The sequence below is a fragment of the Streptomyces sp. NPDC058239 genome (assembly GCF_042882185.1).
Classification (GTDB): domain Bacteria; phylum Actinomycetota; class Actinomycetes; order Streptomycetales; family Streptomycetaceae; genus Streptomyces.
Genome location: NZ_JBHVWS010000001.1, coordinates 284,331 through 304,298, shown reverse-complemented (window position 1 = coordinate 304,298; position 19,968 = coordinate 284,331). Strand labels below are relative to the sequence as shown.

Sequence of the window (19,968 nt, the reverse complement as noted above, 5' to 3'; positions counted from 1 at the left end):
CGGGGGGACCGCCGGGCGGAGAATGGGCGGGTGCCTACCAAGAAGAAGCCCCAGGTGACCCCCTCGCCCGAGCGTCGCCGCGAACTGCTCGCCACCGCCGCCGAGGTGTTCGCTGCGCAGGGATACAACGCCACCACGGTCCGCAAGATCGCGGACGCGGCCGGGATGCTCGCGGGCAGCCTCTACTACCACTTCGATTCCAAGGAATCGATGATCGACGAGATCCTCTCGACGTTCCTCACCGAACTCTGGGACGGGTACGACGCGGTGCTCGCCGCCGGACTCGGACCCCGGGAGACCATCGAGGCCCTCGTCACCGAGTCCTTCCGGGAGATCGACCGGCACCGCGCCGCCGTCGCCATCTACCAGAAGGAGTCCAAGCACCTGGCCACCCAGCCGCGCTTCCAGTACCTCGTCGACTCCCAGCAGAAGTTCGAGAAGGCCTGGCTCGGCACGCTGGAACGCGGCGTCGCCGACAAGACCTTCCGCGCCGACCTCGACATCCGCCTCACCTACCGCTTCGTCCGCGACACCGTCTGGGTCGCGGCGTCCTGGTACCGGCCGGGCGGACAGCACAGCCCCGAGGAGATCGCCCGCCAGTACCTCTCGATGGTTCTGGACGGCATCGCCCTCGAAACCTGACCCCACCCGAGCTCACCGAGGAGCAGAAGTCATGGCCGAGGCATACATCGTCGAAGCGGTACGCACTCCGGTCGGCCGGCGCAAGGGAGGACTCGGCCCGGTCCACCCCGCCGACCTCGGCGCCCATGTCCTCAAGGCCCTCGTCGAGCGGACCGGAATCGACCCGGCGGCCGTCGAGGACGTGGTCTTCGGCTGCCTCGACACCGTCGGACCGCAGGCCGGTGACATCGCCCGCACCTGCTGGCTGGCGGCCGGACTGCCCGAGGAGGTCCCCGGCGTCACCGTCGACCGACAGTGCGGCTCCTCCCAGCAGGCCGTGCACTTCGCCGCCCAGGGCGTCCTGTCCGGCACCCAGGACCTCGTCGTCGCGGGCGGCACGCAGAACATGACGCAGATCCCGATCGCCTTCGCCTCCCGTCAGGCCGCCGAGCCCCTCGGCCTCAGGGACGGCCCGTACGCGGGCAGCGAGGGCTGGCGCGCCCGGTACGGCGACGCACCGGTCAACCAGTTCCACGGCGCCCAGCTGATCGCCGAGAAGTGGGGCATCAGCCGCCAGGACATGGAGGAGTTCGCCCTCCGCTCCCACCGGCGTGCGATCCGCGCCATCGACGAGGGCCGCTTCGCGCGCGAGACCGTCGCCTACGGCGACGTCGCCACCGACGAGGGGCCGCGCCGCGACACCACCCTGGAGAAGATGGCGGCCCTCAAGCCGGTCCTGGACGGCGGCACGATCACCGCCGCCTGCTCCTCGCAGGTCTCCGACGGGGCCGCAGCCATGCTCATCGCCTCCGAACGCGCCGTGGCCGAGCACGGTCTCACCCCGCGCGCCCGCATCCACCACCTGTCGGTGCGCGGCGAGGACCCGATCCGCATGCTTTCGGCGCCGATCCCGGCCACCGCGCACGCGCTCAAAAAGAGCGGAATGACCATCGACGACATCGACCTGGTCGAGATCAACGAGGCATTCGCCCCGGTCGTCCTGGCCTGGCTGAAAGAAACCGGAGCCGACCCGGACAAGGTCAACGTCAACGGCGGCGCGATCGCCCTGGGTCACCCGCTCGGCGCAACCGGTACAAAATTGATGACGACGCTGCTGCACGAGCTGGAGCGCACCGGCGGCCGCTACGGGCTGCAGACCATGTGCGAGGGCGGCGGCCAGGCGAACGTCACCATCATCGAACGGCTCTGACCCCCGCCCCGGCCCCTGACCGGCCACTGACCAGGTCCACGAACCGCTCCGACAGAGCTCCGGGAACAAGTTTCGGCGGAGTTCGGAGCTCGCTCCGGGCCAGTTGCCCCAAGGGCCCGGGCAGAAATCCGCCGGCCGGCGGCGTGGCGTGTTCCGCCGCCGGTCGGCAGAACGTGCTACGGTTGCCGAGTTGCAGTTTTGGTACCCATGAACTTTATGTGCGCCTGACGGGAATGCTTCCTCAGGCGCATTATTGTTTTCCGGCTTTCTCCGGATGGGGCTCAATGCGGCGACTTGGAATTCGTAAAGTGCGGATTTCCGGCACTGCACCTCTTTTAGGAGAATGACATGGCTACTGGAACCGTGAAGTGGTTCAACTCGGAAAAGGGCTTCGGCTTCATCGAGCAGGACGGCGGCGGCGCCGACGTCTTCGCCCACTACTCCAACATCGCCACCTCGGGCTTCCGTGAGCTCCAGGAGGGCCAGAAGGTCTCCTTCGACGTCACGCAGGGCCAGAAGGGCCCGCAGGCGGAGAACATCGTCCCGGCCTAATTGCCGGACGCGTACCTCGCAGCCGGGGCCCGCACCGTGAAGGTGCGGGTCCCGGCTTGTGCTGTCCCCGGGACATGGCGAAGAAGCGCGCCGTTCCCGCAGTGCTTCCCCAGCAGTCCCACGCAGTTCCCAGGAATCCCTAGGAATCCTCAGGAATCCCCCAGGAGGGCAATTCCGTATGACCCGCTCCGAACGCCAGGACCGACCCGCCCGCAACCGCCCGTCGAGGGGGCGCGGCACGGCCCCGGCAATGGCAACCGCTAAGGGTTCCGGCAAGGGATCCGGCAAGGCGTCGCCCCGTCGCAGGGCCACGCCGCCGCAGGGCGAATTCGCCCTGCCCGAAACCATGACCCCCGCACTGCCCGCCGTCGAGGCGTTCGCCGAGCTGGACATGCCCGCAGCCCTGCTGAAAACCCTTGCCGCGCAGGGCGTCACCGATCCGTTCCCGATCCAGGGCGCCACCCTGCCGAACTCGCTCGCCGGCCGGGACATCCTCGGCCGCGGCCGCACCGGCTCCGGCAAGACCCTCGCCTTCGGTCTCGCGCTGCTGGCCCGCACCGGCGGACGGCGCGCCGAGCCGCGCGCCCCGCTCGCGCTGGTCCTCGTCCCGACCCGTGAGCTCGCCCAGCAGGTCACCGACGCGCTGACGCCGTACGCGACGTCCGTGAACCTGCGTCTGGCCACCGTCGTCGGCGGCATGTCGATCAGCAAGCAGTCCGGCACGCTGCGCCGCGGCGCCGAGGTGCTCGTCGCCACGCCCGGACGGCTGAAGGACCTCATCGAGCGCGGCGACTGCCGCCTCGACCAGGTCGCCATCACCGTCCTCGACGAGGCCGACCAGATGGCGGACATGGGCTTCATGCCGCAAGTCGTCGCGCTGCTCAAGCAGGTCGAGCCGGACGGCCAGCGGATGCTCTTCTCCGCGACCCTGGACAAGAACATCGACCGGCTGGTCAAGATGTTCCTGACCGACCCGGTCGTGCACTCGGTCGACCCGTCCGCGGGCGCGGTCACCACCATGGAGCACCATGTGCTGCACGTGGCCGACGAGACCGACAAGAAGGCCGTGGCCACCAGGATCGCCGCCCGCGACGGCCGGGTGATCATGTTCGTGGACACCAAGCGTGCCGCCGACCGCTTCGCCAAGCGGCTGCTCGCCAGCGGTGTACGGGCTGCCGCCCTGCACGGCGGGCGTTCGCAGCCGCAGCGCAACCGGACGCTGGACCAGTTCAAGAACGGTCAGGTCACCGCGCTCGTCGCGACGAATGTGGCGGCGCGCGGCATTCATGTCGACGACCTCGACCTGGTCGTGAACGTGGACCCGCCGACCGATCACAAGGACTACCTCCACCGCGGCGGGCGCACGGCGCGTGCCGGGGAGTCCGGCAGCGTCGTCACCCTGGTGCTGCCCGAGGAGAAGCGGGAGATGACCCGGCTGATGGCCGATGCGGGCATCGCTCCGCGGACCACCCGGATCAAGTCCAGCGACGAGGAACTCACCCGGATCACCGGCGCCCGTGAGCCGTCCGGCGTCGCGATCGTCATCGAGGTTCCCCAGCCGACCCCGCCGAAGCCGCGCACGCGGTCGGGCGGGGCCGCGGCCGGTGGCGCGGGCTTCCGCTCGGGCAGCCGCGGCCGGGGCCGGCGCGGTGGTGCCGGGCAGGGCGGCAGCGGTGAAGGCCGGGGCACGGGGGGTTCCTCCGCCCGCGGCGGCGGTGCGGGCGGCTCGGCTCGTGGCGCCGGTTCCGGGGCCGGTGGTGGCCGTGGCGAGGCACGCGGTGCCGGGGCCGGGCGTTCCGGGGCCGGGGCCGGACGCGGTGGTGCGGCGGCTGGGCGTGGCCGCAGGGCCGCATAGCGGTACGGATGACGTGCGGTGACCGGATCCGGTCCGGTCGCCGCTCCGTCCTCAATCGCCGGACGGGCGTACGGCGCTCGACACCGCGCCCAGCGCCGCGCAGGCCTCCCCCATCACCCGCTCCACCAGCTCCGCACAGCTGGGCAGGTCCTCGATCAGCCCCGCCACCTGGCCCGATGCCATCACGCCCAGATCCGTGCGGCCGTCGACCATGGACGCCTTCAGGAGCATCGGGGTGTTGGCTGCCAGCAGGACCTGGCTCCAGGACAGGTGCTTGCCGTGCTTCATCGCGAGACCGTCGCGCACCATCCGGGACCAGCCGGTCCCGGAGATCCGCTTGAATTCCGCCGCCCGGCGCACCGCCTGGGCCAACGCCCGGATCCGGCCCGCGTTCTCCAGCGCGGCGACCATCTCCGTACGCAGCATCCGGTGCGGGAGCCCGTCCACCGCCGTGGTGACCGTTACGTCCTTGACGCCCGCCGCCAAATAGCGGGCCTTCACCGCGTCCGGCACGGTCGAGTCCGACGTCAGCAGGAACCGCGTACCCATCGCTATGCCCGCCGCCCCGTACGCCAGCGCAGCGACCAGGCCCCGGCCGTCGTGGAAGCCGCCCGCCGCGATCACCGGGATGTCCACCGCGTCGACAACCTGGGGCAGCAGCACGGTGGTTGCCACATCACCGGTGTGGCCGCCGCCCTCGCCGCCCTGCACGATCACCGCGTCCGCGCCCCACGCCGCGACCTTCTCGGCATGGCGCCGGGCACCTATCGACGGGATCACGACCACACCCGCGTCCTTCAGCTCGGCGATGAGCTCCTTCGAAGGGGCCAGCGCGAAGGACGCCACCTTCACGCCCTCGTCGACGATGATCCGTACCCGCTCGCGCGCGTCACCGGCGTCGGCGCGCAGATTGACGCCGAACGGCTCGTCCGTACGGGACTTGACCTCCCGTACCGCTGCCCGCAACTGCTCCACGGTCATCGTCGCGGAGGCCAGGATGCCGAGTGCGCCCGCGCGGGCCGTGGCGGAGACCAGGCGGGGGCCCGCGACCCAGCCCATGCCGGTCTGGACTATGGGGTGGCGGACGCCGACAAGATCGGTGAGCGCGGTCCGCATCAGACCCTGACCTCGCGGTTCCGGGTGCCCTCCGGGTCGATGACCTCGCGGATCAGGCACAGCTCCTCGGCGGTCGGCTCCCGCGTGTACGGGACGTCGTCCGCGATCGTGAGCGCGAAGCCGGTGGCCTCGCGGACCTCGTCGGCGGTGACGCCGGGGTGCAGCGAGGCGAGGCGCATCGAGCGGTCCGGGGTCGCGAAGTCGAGGACGCCGAGATCGGTGACGACGCGCGGGATGCGGTGGTAGCGGGTCGCGGACGGACCGGCCGCCGCGGCACTGTCGTAACCGACCCCGCAGATCATGTCGACGCGCTCGACGAAGACCCGGGTGGAGTGCTTGGGCACCCAGTAACTGACCGGGTTGTTCAGGGTGTTGACCGGGGCGCCGCGTACGCCGAGGAGCTGGCGGGCGGGCTGTTCCCAGTCGCCGATGCAGGAGATGTTCTGGTTGCCGAACCGGTCGATCTGGCTCGCCCCCATCATCACGTGACGCCTGCCGCCCGTGACCACGGTGAGGTGTTGGCGGTACGGCAGCCAGCCCTCCGTCGTGCCGTCGGGGCCGACGATCAGCGCCTCGCCGTCGGTGAGCAGCAGATCGGGCGAGAAGGTTCGTTTGGCGAGCCGGGCGCCGACGGACGGGACGAGTCCCATCGGGCTGGCGAGCACCTCCCCGTTGTCGCGCCAGGCATCGGCGCAGGCGATCACGCAGTACTCGGCCCGGGTCGCGGTCCGGTTGCTCACTTCTGCTCCTCGTGCCAGGTCTGGACGGCCGACTGATAGCTCTTCTCGTCGCCCTGTGCGGGCAGGAAGCGGTCGCTGAAGGCCGCCCAGGCGTCGGGGTCGGCGGCCGCGGTCGCGTACGCCTTCTGGAACGCTTCGTCGCGCGGGTGGTCGGGGACGCAGGAGGTGAAGTGCGCGCCGTTCGGGGTCTCGACGACACCGGTGACGGAGTGCCGCTTGACGAGGAGGGTCTGCGGGGCCGCCTTCTCGGTCAACTCTGCAGTCTCCACCAGGCGTTCGCAGGAGACGTACGCGTTGTCGGCGGCCTCGCAGAACAGGTCGTCGAAGTACGGGTCGGGGCCGAGGTACTGGCCGTTGCCGAACCGGTCGGCGCGGTTCATGTGGACCAGCGCCGCGTCCATCCGCAGGGCGGGCATCGCGACGAACTCCTCACCGTCCTCGTACGGCGAAGTGACCGTTCGCAGGCCCGGGTTGACCCGCATCACGTCCGAACCGATTCCGGCACGGACGGGGAGGAACGGCAGCCGGTTCGCGGCGGCGTGCAGCCCCCACATGAACATGGCCTCGTCGACCTCCATCAGCTCGAACGCGCCGCGCTGGCGGGCCGCCCTGAAATGGGGTTCGAGCGGGATCGAGTCGAGTGTGGCGAAGGCCGCGACCAGTTTGCGGATCTTGCCGGCGGCGGCGAGCAGGCCGACGTCGGGGCCGCCGTACGAGACCACGGTGAGGTCGGTGATCCCGGAGCGGAGCAGCGCCCGGACCAGTGCCATCGGCTTCCGGCGGGAGCCCCAGCCGCCGATGCCGATCGTCATCCCGCTGCTGAGCCGGGAGACGACGTCCTGCGCTGTCATGGTCTTGTCGGTCCTCATGTCGGTACCGATTCCGGTCACGGTCATGCCTCCTTGCCGAAGGTGTCGCGGACGCGGTCGGCGACACCGCTGAGATTGGCCTCGAAGGTGAAGCCCTGCTCGAAGCGGTAGCTGCGGCGTACGTCCACCGGGTCGATGCCGTTGATCGCGGCCTTGGCCAGCCGGATCAGATACCCGTCCTTGCATGCGATCTCGCCCGCCAGCTCCATTGCCGCATCCAGAAGTCCATCGCGCGGTACAACCCTCCAGACCGAGCCGTGGGCGTGCAGTTCCGCGGCGGTGGCGGTGCGCGAGGTGTAGTACAGCGCGCGCATCAGGTGCTGCGGCACGAGCCGGGCGAGATGGGTTGCGGCGCCGAGCGCGCCCCGGTCCAGCTCGGGCAGGCCGAATGTCGCATCGTCGCTCGCCACGATCGCGTCCGCATTGCCGACGAGGCCGATGCCGCCGCCGAGGCAGAAGCCGTTCACCGCGGCGACGACCGGGACCTCGCACTCGTACACGGCCGAAAACGCCTCGTAGCAGCCGCGGTTGGCGCCGATCAGGGCGGTGTGACCGGTGTCGCGCTGCATCTCCTTGATGTCGACGCCCGCGTTGAATCCACGCCCGGCGGCGGCCAGCACGACACAGCGGACCCCGGGATCGCGGCCCGCGGCACGGAGGGCGTCGGCGAGGTCGTACCAGCCCTGTACGGGGAGCGCGTTGACGGGCGGGTAGTCGACCGTGACGAGGGAGATGCCCTTGCCGGGACTTGCGGTGGAGACACCCATGGGCGAATCAGCTACCTTTCCACCAAACATTTGTTAGGTGTGGAAGGTAGCAGCCTGCCCCCGCATCGCCAACAAGGAGATGTGTGATGACCGCAAGCAGCGACGGACGGGACAGGGGAAGTGAAAGGGGAAGCGAAGGGGGAGACGGCGGAGGAAGCGTCGGTGGGCTGTGCGACGGGCGCGTCGTGATCGTGACGGGTGCAGGGCGCGGGCTCGGCCGTGCCCACGCGCTCGCCTTCGCCGCCGAGGGGGCAAAGGTCGTGGTCAACGATCTCGGCGTCGGCCCGGACGGCGACGGGGGCTCGGCCGGTCCGGCCCGGCAGGTGGTCGACGAGATCGTGGCGGCGGGCGGCGAAGCGGTCGCCCACGGCGGCGACATCGCCACGACGGAGGGGGCGGCGTCGCTGGTCACTGCCGCGCTGGAGGCCTTCGGGCGGCTGGACACACTGGTCAACAACGCCGGATTCCTGCGCGACCGGATGCTGGTGAATCTGGACGAGGACGACTGGGACGCGGTGATGCGGGTCCATCTGAAGGGCCACTTCCTGCCGCTGAAGCACGCCGCCGCGCACTGGCGGGCCGAGGCGAAGGCAGGCCGCGCGCCGGTGGCCCGAGTGGTCAACACAAGCTCCGGTGCGGGGCTGCTCGGGAGCGTCGGACAGGGCAATTACTCCGCTGCGAAGGCGGGCATCGTGGGGCTGACGCTCGTCGCGGCCGCGGAGATGGGACGGTACGGGGTCCAGGTCAACGCGATCGCCCCGGCGGCACGGACCCGGATGACCGAGCAGACGTTCGCGGAGACGATGGCGGCGCCGGGGGAGGGGGAGTTCGACGCGATGGCCCCCGAGAACGTGTCCCCGCTGGTGGTGTGGCTCGGCTCGGCCGCGAGCGACGGGGTGACCGGGCGGATCTTCGAGACGGAGGCCGGCCGGATCACGGTCATGGAGGGCTGGCGCCCCGGTCCCACCGCGGACCGGGGGGCACGGTGGGCGCCGGCGGAGGCGGGGGAAGCGGCACGGAAGCTGCTGTCGGAGGCGGAGCCGGCGCAGCCGGTGTACGGGGCGAAATCCAGCCGTCGGCGAGGCTGACTATTCATCCTCTCCGGTGTGCGAGGTGCGGGGCGGACCCCCCGGTTGCTTCAGGTGCTGCAGTCCAGGACCGTCCGGCACAACCCGCACCGGGCCCGTACCCGGCCGCGTACCGGAACGCGGATGCGCTGATGGCAGGTGGGGCAGGCGAAGGAGACCCGGAGTCCTTGCGGGCCGTTCTCGAACGTGTACGGGGCGTCGGGGCCCGGGGCCGCCTGTGCACCCGGATGGTCCCGGGCGTACCGCCGGTCCTTGGCGTAGCGGTGCCGGCCCGCCCAGCCGGCCGCCGCGAGGGGCGGCTGCCGGGTGTCGTGGAGGGCCTGGGCGCGCCCCTTCGTGTACGCCGTGTACGCCTGCGGACTCGTGAACCACGGGGAGGGATCCTCGTCGAAGGCGAACGCCCGCTTGGCGAGGACGTATCCGAACTCCTCCGGGGTGAGATAGCCGAGCTTCTGGCTGGAGACGGCGTCCTCACGGAAGGCGTCCAGCAGCAGCCAGCCCGCGCCCAGATATGTCGTCGCGGTGTCGGTGAGGATCTCGTTGTCGCGCGTACCGGGGAACTCCAGGCCGAGGCGGTGCAGCAGCACATGCATGACCTCGTGCGAGAGTGCGGCGCCGATGTCCCTGCGATGGGTGCGGAAGCGGTCGTTGAGTTCGATGAAGTACTCGGGCCCCGCGGCGAGTTCGACACCGGCGGCGTGTTCCATCGCCCGGAAGCCGACGATCATGCGGGCGTCCGGCAGGTGCAGATGCTGGACCATGGCCCGCGCCACCCGCTGGGCGCCGAGGTACAGATCGTCCTGGTCGGAGAAGGCGGCGTCGGCGGGGGCGAGGCTCGTGGCGTAACCGCGGACACCGTCGTACGACAGCCTGCGGTACAGCGCCGTGATCGCGGACCGGACGGTGCCGAGATGAGGGAAGCCGTGGACGACCGGACTTCCGCCGCCCCGGCCGTGGTTCCGGCTGTTGTCCGTCACGTCCCCGCCCCCCATCCGCGACGTTCGACCGGCCTCCACTGTAGCCGCAGCGACGTGAGTGATCTTGGCCGAAAAGTGAACCTTGTGGGGGCCGTGATCATTTCCCGATAATCCGAATCATGCCTTTGTCGGGGGCATGACCAACGGGGCTTTGCTGCCCGTGGCCAGGACCCCGGGCGAGGGCACGCACCCCCACGTACAACCCCCCACAAGAACCCCCCACGAAAGAAGGCAGTCCGTTGAAGCAGCTTCTGCGCGCCGTGAAGAGATGCTCCGTCATAGCCGCCGTGGTCCTCGCGGCCGTCAGCCTCCAGCCCGCCGGAGCGTCCGCGGCCCCCACCCCGGTCGTCGGCGGAACCCGCGCCGCCCAGGGTGAATTCCCGTTCATGGTCCGGCTGTCGATGGGCTGTGGCGGCGCTCTCTACGCCAAGGACATCGTCCTCACCGCCGCGCACTGTGTGGACGGTTCGGGCAACAACACCTCCATCACCGCCACCGCGGGCGTCGTCGACCTCCAGTCCTCCAGCGCGGTCAAGGTCAAGTCCACCAAGGTCCTCCAGGCCCCCGGCTACAACGGCAAGGGCAAGGACTGGGCACTGATCAAGCTCGCCAAGCCCATCGACCTGCCCACCCTGAAGATCGCCACCAACACCACGTACAACACAGGCACCTTCAACATCGCAGGCTGGGGCGCCGCCACCGAGGGCGGAAGCCAGCAGCGGTATCTGCTGAAGGCCACCGTGCCGTTCGTCTCCGACGCCGTCTGCCAGGGCGCATACGGCAGCGACCTCGTCCCCGGTGACGAGATCTGCGCCGGACTGATCGACACGGGCGGCGTGGACACCTGCCAGGGCGACTCCGGCGGCCCCATGTTCCGCAAGGACAACGCCGGAGCCTGGATCCAGGTGGGCATCGTCAGCTGGGGCCAGGGCTGCGCCGAGCCCGGCTACCCGGGTGTGTACAGCGAGGTCTCGACGTTCGCCGCCAACATCGCCTCCGCGGCGGCCACGCTCTGACCCAGGCCCCGGCCGGTCCCACCGATCAGCTCTGAGCACCCCCGGGTGTGCCCGTCCGGACGGGCACACCCGGACCCAGCTCCACCCATGGATCCCCGGCGCCCTCCACCTCCAGCACCCATACCTCGTTGACGCCCTCCCGCAGCACCGGACCCGGCACATACAGCGTCCGCTGCGGACCCGCCGACCAGTACCGTCCCAGACAGAAACCGTTCACCCAGACGAACCCGCGCGTCCAGCCCGGCAGTTCGAGCCCCGCGTGATCGGGAAGACCCGCGAGTCCCGACTCCGCCGACTCGAACGAACCCCGGTACAACCCGGCACGGCCCCTCTCGGCGACCCCGCCGAAAGGCACCGCGTCCACCGCACCCGGCTCCTCGAAAGCGGCCAGCCGCAGCCCCCGCGCCCGTACCCCGTGCAGATACTGCCGCTCGTGCCGGATGCCGCCCGTGATGCCCTTCGGCTCACCCAGCCGCGGCCCGTAATTGACCCGGCCCAGCGACTCCACCCACAGCTCGACCTCCGCGGGCCCGGCCACCGGCTCGTCGAGGGTGGCGTTCTCGCCGCTCAGCACACCTTGCCGGACGCCGTTCACATGCACCACCGCACGGTCCCGGAGCCCGGACACACCCAGTGCATACGGGCGTCGCAAACCCGGAACGGTGACCTCGTACCGCACCAGGCCCCGGTCCACGCCCAGTTCCTCGAACGTCGGCGGAACACCGGATTCCGCCCATTCCGGGTCGCCCAGTACCTCCAGGGCCACCGACAGGGGCGCCCACTCGGTCAGCTCCGCCCGCACCGGCGCCGGGGGCCCGACCGGCTCCGGCGGCAGCTCCGGAAGCGGACCGTCCGCAAACTCCGCCAGAACCTTCCGGAACAGCCAGAACTTCTCCGTCGGCCGCCCGTACTCGTCGATCGGCGCATCGTAGTCGTACGACGTCACCGTCGGCTGAAGATCCTGGTCCTGCACCGGACCCGAGCGGTTCGCCCCCGCCCAGCCCGCAAAATTCGTCCCCCCGTGCGCCATGTAGACATTCACCGACGCCCCGCACTCCAGAATCTCCCGCAGGGCCTGTGCAGCCTCCGCCGGATCCCGCACCGCCGGCGCAGCACCCCAGTGCTCGAACCACCCGCACCAGAACTCCATGCACATCAGCGGCCCCTTCGGCTGATGGCGGCGCAGCACCTCGAACGCCTCCCGCGCACCCGACCCGAAGTTCACCGTGGCGAGCAGCCCCGGCACGGAGCCGCCGGTGAGCATGTGGTCCTCCGGACCGTCGGAGGTGAACAACGGCACGGTCACCCCGCGCTCCCGCAGCATCCCGGCCACCCGCTGCAGATAGACCCGATCGGTGCCGTAGCTCCCGTACTCGTTCTCCGCCTGAACCATGATCACCGGGCCGCCGAGCCCGATCTGCCGCTGCACCACCTGCGGCAGCAGCGCCGTGAACCACCGCTCCACGGCACTCAGGTACTCCTCGTCACGGGTCCGCACCCGTCGCCCGAACCGCCCCGTCACCCAGGCCGGCAGACCACCGTTCTCCCACTCGGCACAGATGTACGGTCCCGGGCGGACGATCGCCCACAGTCCGGCCCGCTGCGCCGCGTCCAGGAACCTGCCCAGCGCCGCCACGTCCCGGAAGCGGCCGGGCTGCGGCTCATGGAGATTCCACGGCACATACGTCTCGACACAGTTGAGACCCATGGCGCGCAGCATCGACAGCCGGTGGTCCCACTGCGCCTCATGGACCCGGAAATAGTGCAGGGCCCCCGACAGCAGCCGTACGGGCTTCCCGTCGAGCCGGAAGTGGTCGTCCCCCACGGTGAAGTCAGCCATCGTGCTCGTACTCTCCTGTGCGTGCGGTCCCCCGGAGCCGCGCCGCCCAGGGGTCGCACGACGGCACGCACCACGGAGCGGGCGAACCCGGGAGGAATGTTGCAACCAACCTTCGCCCCCTGGCGTGCGGCCGGTCCATGGACAAAGATCACTGCTGTTTGGACACAATTGTTCGGACAGGAAATGCTCGGACCGACGCAAAGAAAAGGGGAGGAAGGAAGGCCGATGTACCACACCTGGATGCGCTTCTTCACTCCCAGCCCGCTCCACCACCGGCTGGGCCTCGTCTGCCTGGGCGTGGGGCTGCAGCACGGCGCCCTGCCGACGGTCGGCCCGCGCACCCTGGACCACCATGTGGCCGTCGTCATCAACTCCGGCAGCGGCTGGTTCATCGGAGCCGACGGCCGCCGGGTGCCCGTCATCGCGCCCAGCCTGATCTGGCTGACCCCCGGCACCCCGCACCACTACGGCGCCGATCCCGGCACCGGCTGGGACGAGAGCTTCGTCGACTTCACCGGCCCCGCCACCGCCACGTACACCGAGCTCGGCTACATCGAACCCGACCGCCCGCTCGTCCCGCTCGCCGACACGGCGGCCCCCCGTGCAGCGGTGGGGCGGATGGTGCGCGCGGCACGGCGCGGCAACCCGCTGCTGGAGGTCGAGACCGGCGCCGCCGTGCATGAACTCCTCGTCGCCCTGCGCCGGGCCCGCGCCGATGTCAGCCCCGACGGCGACCCGGTCCTGCAGGCCCTCGCCCGCGACGCCTTCCAGCCGCTCTCCGTCGCCGAGCACGCGGCCCGGCACGGAATGACACCCGCCGAACTGCGCACGGCGGTACGGCGGGGCGCGGGCTGCAGCCCGAAGGACTACCTCCTCGGCATCCGGCTCGGCCGCGCCAAGGAGCTCCTCGCCGCCACCGACCTGCCGGTCGCCGCAGTCGCCCGACGCGTCGGCTACGACGACCCGGCGTACTTCTCCCGCCTCTTCGCCCGCCGGGTCGGCACCGCCCCGGTCCGGTTCCGCGATCAGCAGGGCCGCAGCGTCCCGGGCGGCTGGAGCGACCAGGTCCCGGACCCGGAACACCCACCGACGATCACCCCCCTGGGCCCGGCCGTCTAAGCTCGCTGACCATGACCACGAGGGACATCGACGAGTCCGTGAACGCGGAACTGAACCGGCTGCGCGAGAGCATCGACAACATTGACGCCGCTGTTGTCCATATGCTCGCCGAGCGCTTCAAATGCACCCAGCAGGTCGGCCACCTCAAGGCCGCCCACCAGCTCCCCCCGGCCGACCCGGCCCGCGAGAGCCGGCAGATCGCCCGGCTGAGGCAGCTGGCGGAGAGCGCGCATCTGGATCCGGCCTTCGCGGAGAAACTGCTGAACTTCATCGTGGCGGAGGTCATCCGCCACCATGAACGGATCGCGGAGGAGTCGGCGACGAACGGGGAGACCGGCGCCGGGTCGTGAACGGGGCCGGGGGCTGGTCCCTGCGGGCCGAGCGGGGGTTCTTCCGTTCCTTCGCCCACCAGGGACTGATCGGGATCGGCTTGGTGGCCTCGGGAGTGGGGGACTGGCGGTAATAGCTCTCCACTTCCTAATGAGCTGAGGGCGGTTCGCCTCGAACTGGGGGCGGTTCGCCCGCCCGGTGCGACGGATACGGGCCGGACCGCCCGATCGAGCGTCTGCGCCTCGACCACGCCACCCAGGCACTCACGAGCAGACCGAGCCCCGTGGCTAGAACGACGAGCCCGGCCGAGGCCGACTCGTTGACATGGTCGCCGTTGCCCTGTGGCGTGGGCAGCCCGGCGGCCGCGTAGTGCGGGAGGACCAGCAGTCCCGCTCCCACCAGGGCGGGCAACGCCCAGCCGACGCTTTCACGGCGCGAGGACCGGGCGGACACCAGAGCACCCGCTGTCAGAAGCACCGCGCAGCCCAGTGCAGGCAGCACCGTGTAGGTCAGCCACTCGGACAGCAACGGCCGCCAGTACCACTCTGATTCGGGCCTCGGCCCGTCGAAGTAGTACAGGGTCCGCGGCTGCGGCGCACCCATGAAGTCCCGGACCGACCCGGGCACCACCCCGCCCAGCAGCCCGCCGCCGAAGACCAGCCCCGCGAAACGCGCTGCCCCGCTGTCCTTCCGGCAGGCCGCCCGGCCGACCCGGAGGCTCAGCACGGCACACCAGCCGGCCAGCAGCCCCAGGAACACGCCCTTGACCGCGCCGTAACCGATCGGAGTCCAGACGTTCCAGGGGTAGTTCTCCATGTGCGCGGCGCGCCGGCTTCCCGCGAGACACCAGGCAACCGCACCCGCCGCCACTCCCCATGGCACGACCCCCACGGCCCGCCGCCGTGCGACGTCCGCGCCCGCCCCCGGAGCCCCACGCACCGCTTCGGACACTGCCTGCCCCATATGGTCCATCTGCCCCGATACTCCCGCCGAGCTCGGTTGTCGTTGATGATGTGGTTCTGTGATGTGCTTGGTCAGAGGTCTCTCATCATGGCCTGATCAACGAGGCGCGTGCAGGCCTGTGATCATCATGTGGATCAGCAGGTCGTAGCTCTCGTCCAGCTTCTCCGGGAGCCCGAACGCGCCCTCGGCCTCCAGAACTGCGAAGCCGTGGACGGCCGCACGCAGGCAGCGGGCTGCGTGGATCGCTGCGGAATCTGCCATTCCGTACGCACGGAAAGTGGCGAGCATGATGTTGATCAGTCGCGTCCCGGCCTCGACCGTGCGCGGCTCGGGCGTCTGGATCAGCGCCGAGTAGCGGTGCGGGTGCTGCAGCGCGTAGTGCCGCCAGGCCATCATGAGCGCGCGGATCGCCTCGTCGGCGGAGCGGCCCAGCACGGCCTCACCGACCTGGTCCGCGATCTCGTTCATGATCCGCGCCGACATGAGGTCGCGCAGCTCGGCCAGATTGCGCACGTGCTTGTAGAGGGACGGGGTGGCGACGCCTGCCCGGCCGGCCACCGCCGACAAGGTCAGGGCGGCGGGGCCGCTCTCGTCGATGATCAGCAGCGCGAAATCGACGACGGCATCCGTGGTGAGCGCTGCCCTAGCCACGCGCGCCGACCTCGAGGAAGGCCAGGATGGCCGTGGCGACTTCGTCCGGGAACTGGACATGCGCGTAGTGACCGGCTCCCTCGATCACCTCGAGCCGACCGAGCCCTGCGGGCATGTCGGCCACGATGCCCTCCCCCTCGGCCCCGGGGTCGACCCAGTCGGGGTCGAGCGTGCCCTCGATGACCAGGGCGGGGCACTGGATGGCGCCGAGGCGGGCGCCGGCGTCCGTGGGCGCGGACATGCCCATCCTGCTGACGACGGCCATCCGGCCGGGCCTGCGCAGGTCGGCGTCGAGGGCGGCGACATGGCCGGCGTAACCGGCGGGCCTGACTCCCGGGTAGGCATGGTCGAGGTAGCGCTTCCACAGCCCGACGCTGCGCAGCAGGCCGGCGCCCATGAGCAGGCTCATGCCCTTGCGGTAGCGGGCGTGGGACAGCAGAGCACTCGGGCTGATCTTCTGTGCGCGGGTGAACGGGCTGATCTCGACGATGGCGCTGACCAGTTCGGGCTCCTGGGCCGCGGCGATGGTGGCGGCGCCGCCGGCGAAGGAGTGGCCCACGATGACGGCGGGGCCACCCAGATGCCTGATCAGGGCGAGGAGGTCGGCCGCTGCGTCGGTACGGGTGTAGGACGCCCAACCGGTGCTGGACTCACCGTGGCCGCGCTGGTCCATGGCGGCGACCCGCAATCCTGCCGTCGCGAGCCGGGAGGCCACATCTCGGTAGGCCGCCCTGTTGTCGCCCATGCCGTGGGCCAGCACGATCAGCGGGCCCTCGCCGGTCACTTCGTACGCGAGCTGTGCGCCGTCAATCGTCACGAACTCGGTCACGTCCACCCTCCGGAGCTAATGAATGTAGCCATAAAGCTAATGTAATTAGCCGAGCTGCGTCAACCCTCCCGGATTCCGCGCGCACCCAGCCTTTCGGTCGGGAGGCGCCATGCGGCAGCGGCGAACATCGCGTACGAGCGCGTGGACGGCGCCCGGAAGATCAGAACCCCGACTCCGATCCAGAGGGCCCATGCCCCGGTCATGTACCGACGGCAACCCCATTCGAGGTTCGGGGTGATCGGGGACGCGGCGGGGTGATTGGAGTGAAGCTGGCTACTTAATTGTTGGAACAGGACAATCTCTCGCTTTCGAATCAGTCGACTCCTATCCCGATTTCCCTTCTGAACGCTGGCATGATCCCCATGAGGGCAAGTCAGGGACTATGTAACATCTAGACAATTCAAGGAGGCTCGTGTGACCCGTAACAGTCGTGTGCTGGTGACGGGCGTCGGTGCGATGACGCCACTGGGAGCCGATGCGCCGTCGTCGTGGTCGGGGCTGCTGGACGGTAAGTCGGGGGTGCGTTTCCTGGAGGAGGAGTGGGCCGCGGACCTGCCCGTGCACGTTGCGGCCGGGCTCACGGTGGACCCTGCCTCCCTGCTTCCGAGGGCCGAGGCCAGGAAGCTGGACCGCGGTGAGCAGGCCGCCATCCTCAGCGCGCGCGAAGCCTGGCAGGACGCCGGTCCTCCGCAGGTCGAGCCGGAACGATTCGCCGTCGTCATCGGTACTGGGACCGGTGGTGTCCTCACCACGCTGGGGCAGGACGACGTCTTCGAACGCGCCGGGATTCGCCGGCTGTCGCCGTTCGCAGTCCCCATGCTGATGCCCAACGGGCCGGCTGCCTGGGTGAGCATGGACCTGGGCGCGAAGGGAGGCGCCAGGACTTCGGTGAGTGCCTGTGCGTCCGGGGCGGAGGCCCTCGCCCTGGGGCAGGATCTGATCCGCGGCGGGCGGGCGGACGTGGTCGTCGCAGGTGGGGTGGAGGCATGCCTGCACCCCTTCACCATCGCGGCATTCGCCCAGATGAAGGCCCTGTCGACGCAGTCCGTGGACCCAGAGGCCGTGTCCCGCCCGTTCGACGTCAAGCGGTCCGGGTTCGTCATGGGCGAGGGCGCGGGGATGATGGTGCTCGAACGCGCCGAGTTCGCCCGGGCCCGTGGAGCACGTGCCTACGGCACGCTGGCCGGCAGTGCCGTGAGTTCGAGCGCGAACCACATCACGGCCTCCGACGCGGAAGGCCAGGCCTTCGCCATGGAACTGGCGCTGCGCGACGCCGGACTGGCCCCGGCGGACATCGGTATCGTGCACGCCCACGCCACCTCGACGGAGTCCGGTGACCTGGCGGAGGCCGAGGCGATCGGCCGAGTGATCGGCAGCCACGCTGCGGTGACGGCGACGAAGTCGATGACAGGTCACATGATGGGTGCGTCCGGAACGGTTGGCGCCATGGCCGCTCTGTTCGCGCTCAAGGACGGCACGGTGCCGGCCACGCTCAACCTCGACGAACTCGACCCGCGCGTGGAACTGGACGTGGTGCGCGGTGAGCGGCGCACCGGTCAGTGGTCTGCTGCGCTGGCCAACTCGTTCGGGTTCGGCGGACACAACGTCAGTCTCGTCTTCACCGAGTGACGACGAGACCTTGACCGCCACGCCGGGCGGCATGGGCCCCTCGGGCCCGGTTGCCGCCCACTCGGGATGTCGTGTCGTTGCTCAGACCGACCTGACCATCAGGCCGGTCACGGCATCACGAGTTCAACCTCATGGCGGGGTGCGCGCCCCTCACGGCGAGATCTCCTCCAGTGGGCGGTTCGCCGTCTCCTCCGCGAACGTGCCCGCCACCACCGCGCCCACCAGTGCCACCGCCCCCAGCATCACGAACACCGGCGCGACGCCGTCCCCGGCCGCGTACACCATGCCGACAAGGATCGGGCCCAGGATCACGCCCAGGCGGTTGACCGCGCCGCCCACGCTGCAGCCGAGGGCGCGCATCCTCGTCGGGTACAGCTCCGGTGTGTAGAGGTAGAGGCAGATGTTGGCGCCGAAGAAGCCGACCGCCGACAGGGAGGTCCAGATCAGGGCCTGGGTGGGCGTGTGGGCGCCCAGTGCGGCGAGGGTGAGCAGGAGTGCCGCCGCGCCGCCCAGGAAGATCGCGATGATCTTGCGGCGGCCCAGGACGTCCACCGTCAGGGCAACCACGAGGCAGCCGAGCAGGCCCGCGACCGAGGTGACGGTGGAGTACAGCAGGGCGTCGGAGAGGGTGAGGCCGTACTCGTCCTTGTAGATGCTGGGCAGCCACGACGTGATGCCGTAATTCACGAAGTAACCGGTGAACCAGATCGCGCCGACGACGACCGTGCGGCGGCGGTAGCGGCCGGTGAAGAGGCCGCGCATGCCTGAAGGGGCGGGGTTCGTTGGCGTCGAGGGGCCCGAAACAGTGGCGGGGGCGCTCAGGGGTGGCAACGGTTCGCCCGTCGCCGCCGATACCTTCGCCTCGATCTCGGCCATCACCGTCTCGGCCTGGGCCGGCCGGCCCCGGTCCGCCAGCCAGCGCGGTGACTCGGGGACCTTGCGCTGGACGAGGAAGGCGAGCAGCCCGGGCACGGCGGCGATCGCGAACATCACGCGCCAGCCGGCCGCCGGAACCACCCAGGCCGCGGCCAGGGCGCCGATCGTCAGGCCGGCCGGGAAGACCAGTTCGTACAGCAGGACGAAGCGGCCGCGCTTGAAGCTCCGGGTGATCTCGCTGATGAATGCCGCCGCCACCGGCACCTCGCCGCCGATCGCCAGACCCTGCACGAAGCGCAGTGCCAGGAACGGGGTCAGTGAGGTGCACGCGGTGAGGGCCAGGCTGACCGCGCCCGAGGCGGCCACGCAGTACGCGATCACCCTTACCCGGCCGAACCGGTCGGCCAGGCGGCCCGACAGCAGGGCGCCGATGAGCATCCCGACCGAGCCGACCGTGAGCACCGCCGTCGCGTCACCGGTGGTCAGGTGCCACTCCCGGCGGAGCTCCGGCAGGGCGTACGCGATCAGCAGCTGGTCGAAGGCCTCGAAGAAGGTGACCACGCCGACAATGAGCCGGACGGTGACATGCCAGCGGGAGAGCGGCAGCCGTTCGAAGCGGGCGGCGATGGACGCGCGGGTGGCCCGGGCCCGTGCGGCGTCGGGCGAGTCGTCCTGCGAGATGTCGGTGCTCATCCGGGGTTCCTCCTGCTCCGTGTGGGGGCGGAGCCGTTGGGGAGCCAGGCGTAGAAGAGTTCAGTGGGGTGCGGGGGTGAGCCGAGCGTACGGGTGCGGGCGGCCGTGCGGGGCTCGTGAGCTTGTGAACTCGCCCACTGTTCTCCGTCGCCGTTCTCCGGCCACTGTTCTCTGTAAGCGCCTAGTTTCTTAGCGCTTAAGTTTTACCGGTTCGCCGGTGGTCGCCG

General features: G+C 70.4%; 19 protein-coding genes. 9 read left to right on the top strand and 10 right to left on the bottom strand.

All coding sequences use genetic code 11. The annotated features are described in order from the left end of the window. The first annotated feature begins 30 nt into the window (after nucleotides 1-30). From ACFVYE_RS01425 to ACFVYE_RS01410, 4 genes are all read left to right on the top strand, one after another. Entirely contained in the window at nucleotides 31-642 is a 612-nt protein-coding gene (locus tag ACFVYE_RS01425) for a TetR/AcrR family transcriptional regulator (protein ID WP_383962277.1), read from the top strand. A 31-nt stretch (nucleotides 643-673) separates the two neighbouring features. After that, nucleotides 674-1,831 carry an acetyl-CoA C-acetyltransferase gene (locus tag ACFVYE_RS01420; RefSeq protein WP_383962274.1) on the top strand — a complete coding sequence of 386 codons (1,158 nt, stop codon included), beginning with the start codon at nucleotides 674-676 and terminating at the stop codon, nucleotides 1,829-1,831. Nucleotides 1,832-2,179: 348 nt separating this feature from the next. After that, entirely contained in the window at nucleotides 2,180-2,383 is a 204-nt protein-coding gene (locus ACFVYE_RS01415) for a cold-shock protein (protein ID WP_003969786.1), read from the top strand. Between the two features lie 178 nt (nucleotides 2,384-2,561). Next, a complete protein-coding gene (locus ACFVYE_RS01410) occupies nucleotides 2,562-4,238 on the top strand; it encodes a DEAD/DEAH box helicase (RefSeq protein ID WP_383962271.1) in 1,677 nt (558 codons plus the stop codon). A 51-nt stretch (nucleotides 4,239-4,289) separates the two neighbouring features. Here ACFVYE_RS01410 and ACFVYE_RS01405 read toward each other — a convergent pair whose 3' ends face one another. The 4 genes from ACFVYE_RS01405 to ACFVYE_RS01390 are packed head-to-tail and all read right to left on the bottom strand — an operon-like array spanning nucleotide 4,290 to nucleotide 7,730. Continuing rightward, nucleotides 4,290-5,354: an NAD(P)H-dependent flavin oxidoreductase gene (locus tag ACFVYE_RS01405; RefSeq protein WP_389603536.1), complete on the bottom strand. Its 1,065-nt coding sequence runs from the start codon at nucleotides 5,352-5,354 to the stop codon at nucleotides 4,290-4,292. Then, nucleotides 5,354-6,094 (bottom strand): CoA-transferase subunit beta, encoded by a 741-nt coding sequence (locus tag ACFVYE_RS01400; RefSeq protein WP_383962266.1) that lies wholly within the window; start codon nucleotides 6,092-6,094, stop codon nucleotides 5,354-5,356. The genes ACFVYE_RS01405 and ACFVYE_RS01400 overlap by 1 nt, the downstream gene beginning before the upstream one ends. Beyond that, nucleotides 6,091-6,963, bottom strand: coding sequence for a CoA transferase subunit A (locus ACFVYE_RS01395; RefSeq protein ID WP_383962334.1), 873 nt, complete (start codon nucleotides 6,961-6,963; stop codon nucleotides 6,091-6,093). The genes ACFVYE_RS01400 and ACFVYE_RS01395 overlap by 4 nt, the downstream gene beginning before the upstream one ends. 23 nt (nucleotides 6,964-6,986) lie before the next feature. Further along, the gene (locus tag ACFVYE_RS01390) at nucleotides 6,987-7,730 is read right to left on the bottom strand and encodes an enoyl-CoA hydratase family protein (RefSeq protein WP_383962264.1); all 744 of its coding nucleotides are present in this window, start codon (nucleotides 7,728-7,730) and stop codon (nucleotides 6,987-6,989) included. A 167-nt stretch (nucleotides 7,731-7,897) separates the two neighbouring features. On the opposite strand from ACFVYE_RS01390, the gene ACFVYE_RS01385 reads away from it, so the two are divergent. Continuing rightward, on the top strand, nucleotides 7,898-8,818 hold the full coding sequence (locus tag ACFVYE_RS01385) for an SDR family oxidoreductase (protein WP_389603717.1): 921 nt from the start codon (nucleotides 7,898-7,900) through the stop codon (nucleotides 8,816-8,818). A gap of 50 nt (nucleotides 8,819-8,868) precedes the next feature. Here ACFVYE_RS01385 and ACFVYE_RS01380 read toward each other — a convergent pair whose 3' ends face one another. Continuing rightward, nucleotides 8,869-9,810 (bottom strand): hypothetical protein, encoded by a 942-nt coding sequence (locus tag ACFVYE_RS01380; protein ID WP_389603534.1) that lies wholly within the window; start codon nucleotides 9,808-9,810, stop codon nucleotides 8,869-8,871. A gap of 224 nt (nucleotides 9,811-10,034) precedes the next feature. Between ACFVYE_RS01380 and ACFVYE_RS01375 the strand changes: the two genes are divergently transcribed. Next, a complete protein-coding gene (locus tag ACFVYE_RS01375) occupies nucleotides 10,035-10,811 on the top strand; it encodes a S1 family peptidase (RefSeq protein ID WP_389603532.1) in 777 nt (258 codons plus the stop codon). 25 nt (nucleotides 10,812-10,836) lie between these two features. Here ACFVYE_RS01375 and ACFVYE_RS01370 read toward each other — a convergent pair whose 3' ends face one another. Then, on the bottom strand, nucleotides 10,837-12,651 hold the full coding sequence (locus ACFVYE_RS01370; RefSeq protein ID WP_383962255.1) for a beta-galactosidase family protein: 1,815 nt from the start codon (nucleotides 12,649-12,651) through the stop codon (nucleotides 10,837-10,839). 225 nt (nucleotides 12,652-12,876) lie between these two features. Between ACFVYE_RS01370 and ACFVYE_RS01365 the strand changes: the two genes are divergently transcribed. After that, nucleotides 12,877-13,770, top strand: coding sequence for a helix-turn-helix domain-containing protein (locus ACFVYE_RS01365; protein WP_383962253.1), 894 nt, complete (start codon nucleotides 12,877-12,879; stop codon nucleotides 13,768-13,770). 11 nt (nucleotides 13,771-13,781) lie between these two features. Further along, nucleotides 13,782-14,120 carry a chorismate mutase gene (locus tag ACFVYE_RS01360; RefSeq protein WP_383962250.1) on the top strand — a complete coding sequence of 113 codons (339 nt, stop codon included), beginning with the start codon at nucleotides 13,782-13,784 and terminating at the stop codon, nucleotides 14,118-14,120. Nucleotides 14,121-14,247: 127 nt separating this feature from the next. On the opposite strand, the gene ACFVYE_RS01355 is transcribed toward ACFVYE_RS01360, so the two are convergent. The 3 genes from ACFVYE_RS01355 to ACFVYE_RS01345 all read right to left on the bottom strand — a co-directional run bounded on the left by ACFVYE_RS01355 (nucleotide 14,248) and on the right by ACFVYE_RS01345 (nucleotide 16,543). Continuing rightward, nucleotides 14,248-15,072 carry a hypothetical protein gene (locus ACFVYE_RS01355; protein ID WP_389603529.1) on the bottom strand — a complete coding sequence of 275 codons (825 nt, stop codon included), beginning with the start codon at nucleotides 15,070-15,072 and terminating at the stop codon, nucleotides 14,248-14,250. A gap of 87 nt (nucleotides 15,073-15,159) precedes the next feature. Next, nucleotides 15,160-15,714 carry a TetR/AcrR family transcriptional regulator gene (locus ACFVYE_RS01350; protein WP_389603527.1) on the bottom strand — a complete coding sequence of 185 codons (555 nt, stop codon included), beginning with the start codon at nucleotides 15,712-15,714 and terminating at the stop codon, nucleotides 15,160-15,162. Continuing rightward, a complete protein-coding gene (locus ACFVYE_RS01345; RefSeq protein ID WP_389603525.1) occupies nucleotides 15,707-16,543 on the bottom strand; it encodes an alpha/beta fold hydrolase in 837 nt (278 codons plus the stop codon). The genes ACFVYE_RS01350 and ACFVYE_RS01345 overlap by 8 nt, the downstream gene beginning before the upstream one ends. A gap of 414 nt (nucleotides 16,544-16,957) precedes the next feature. Between ACFVYE_RS01345 and ACFVYE_RS01340 the strand changes: the two genes are divergently transcribed. Further along, nucleotides 16,958-18,172, top strand: a complete 1,215-nt coding sequence (locus ACFVYE_RS01340; protein WP_389603523.1) for a beta-ketoacyl-[acyl-carrier-protein] synthase family protein — start codon at nucleotides 16,958-16,960, stop codon at nucleotides 18,170-18,172. A gap of 150 nt (nucleotides 18,173-18,322) precedes the next feature. On the opposite strand, the gene ACFVYE_RS01335 is transcribed toward ACFVYE_RS01340, so the two are convergent. Continuing rightward, nucleotides 18,323-19,741 carry an MFS transporter gene (locus tag ACFVYE_RS01335; RefSeq protein ID WP_389603521.1) on the bottom strand — a complete coding sequence of 473 codons (1,419 nt, stop codon included), beginning with the start codon at nucleotides 19,739-19,741 and terminating at the stop codon, nucleotides 18,323-18,325. Nucleotides 19,742-19,968 lie beyond the last annotated feature (227 nt).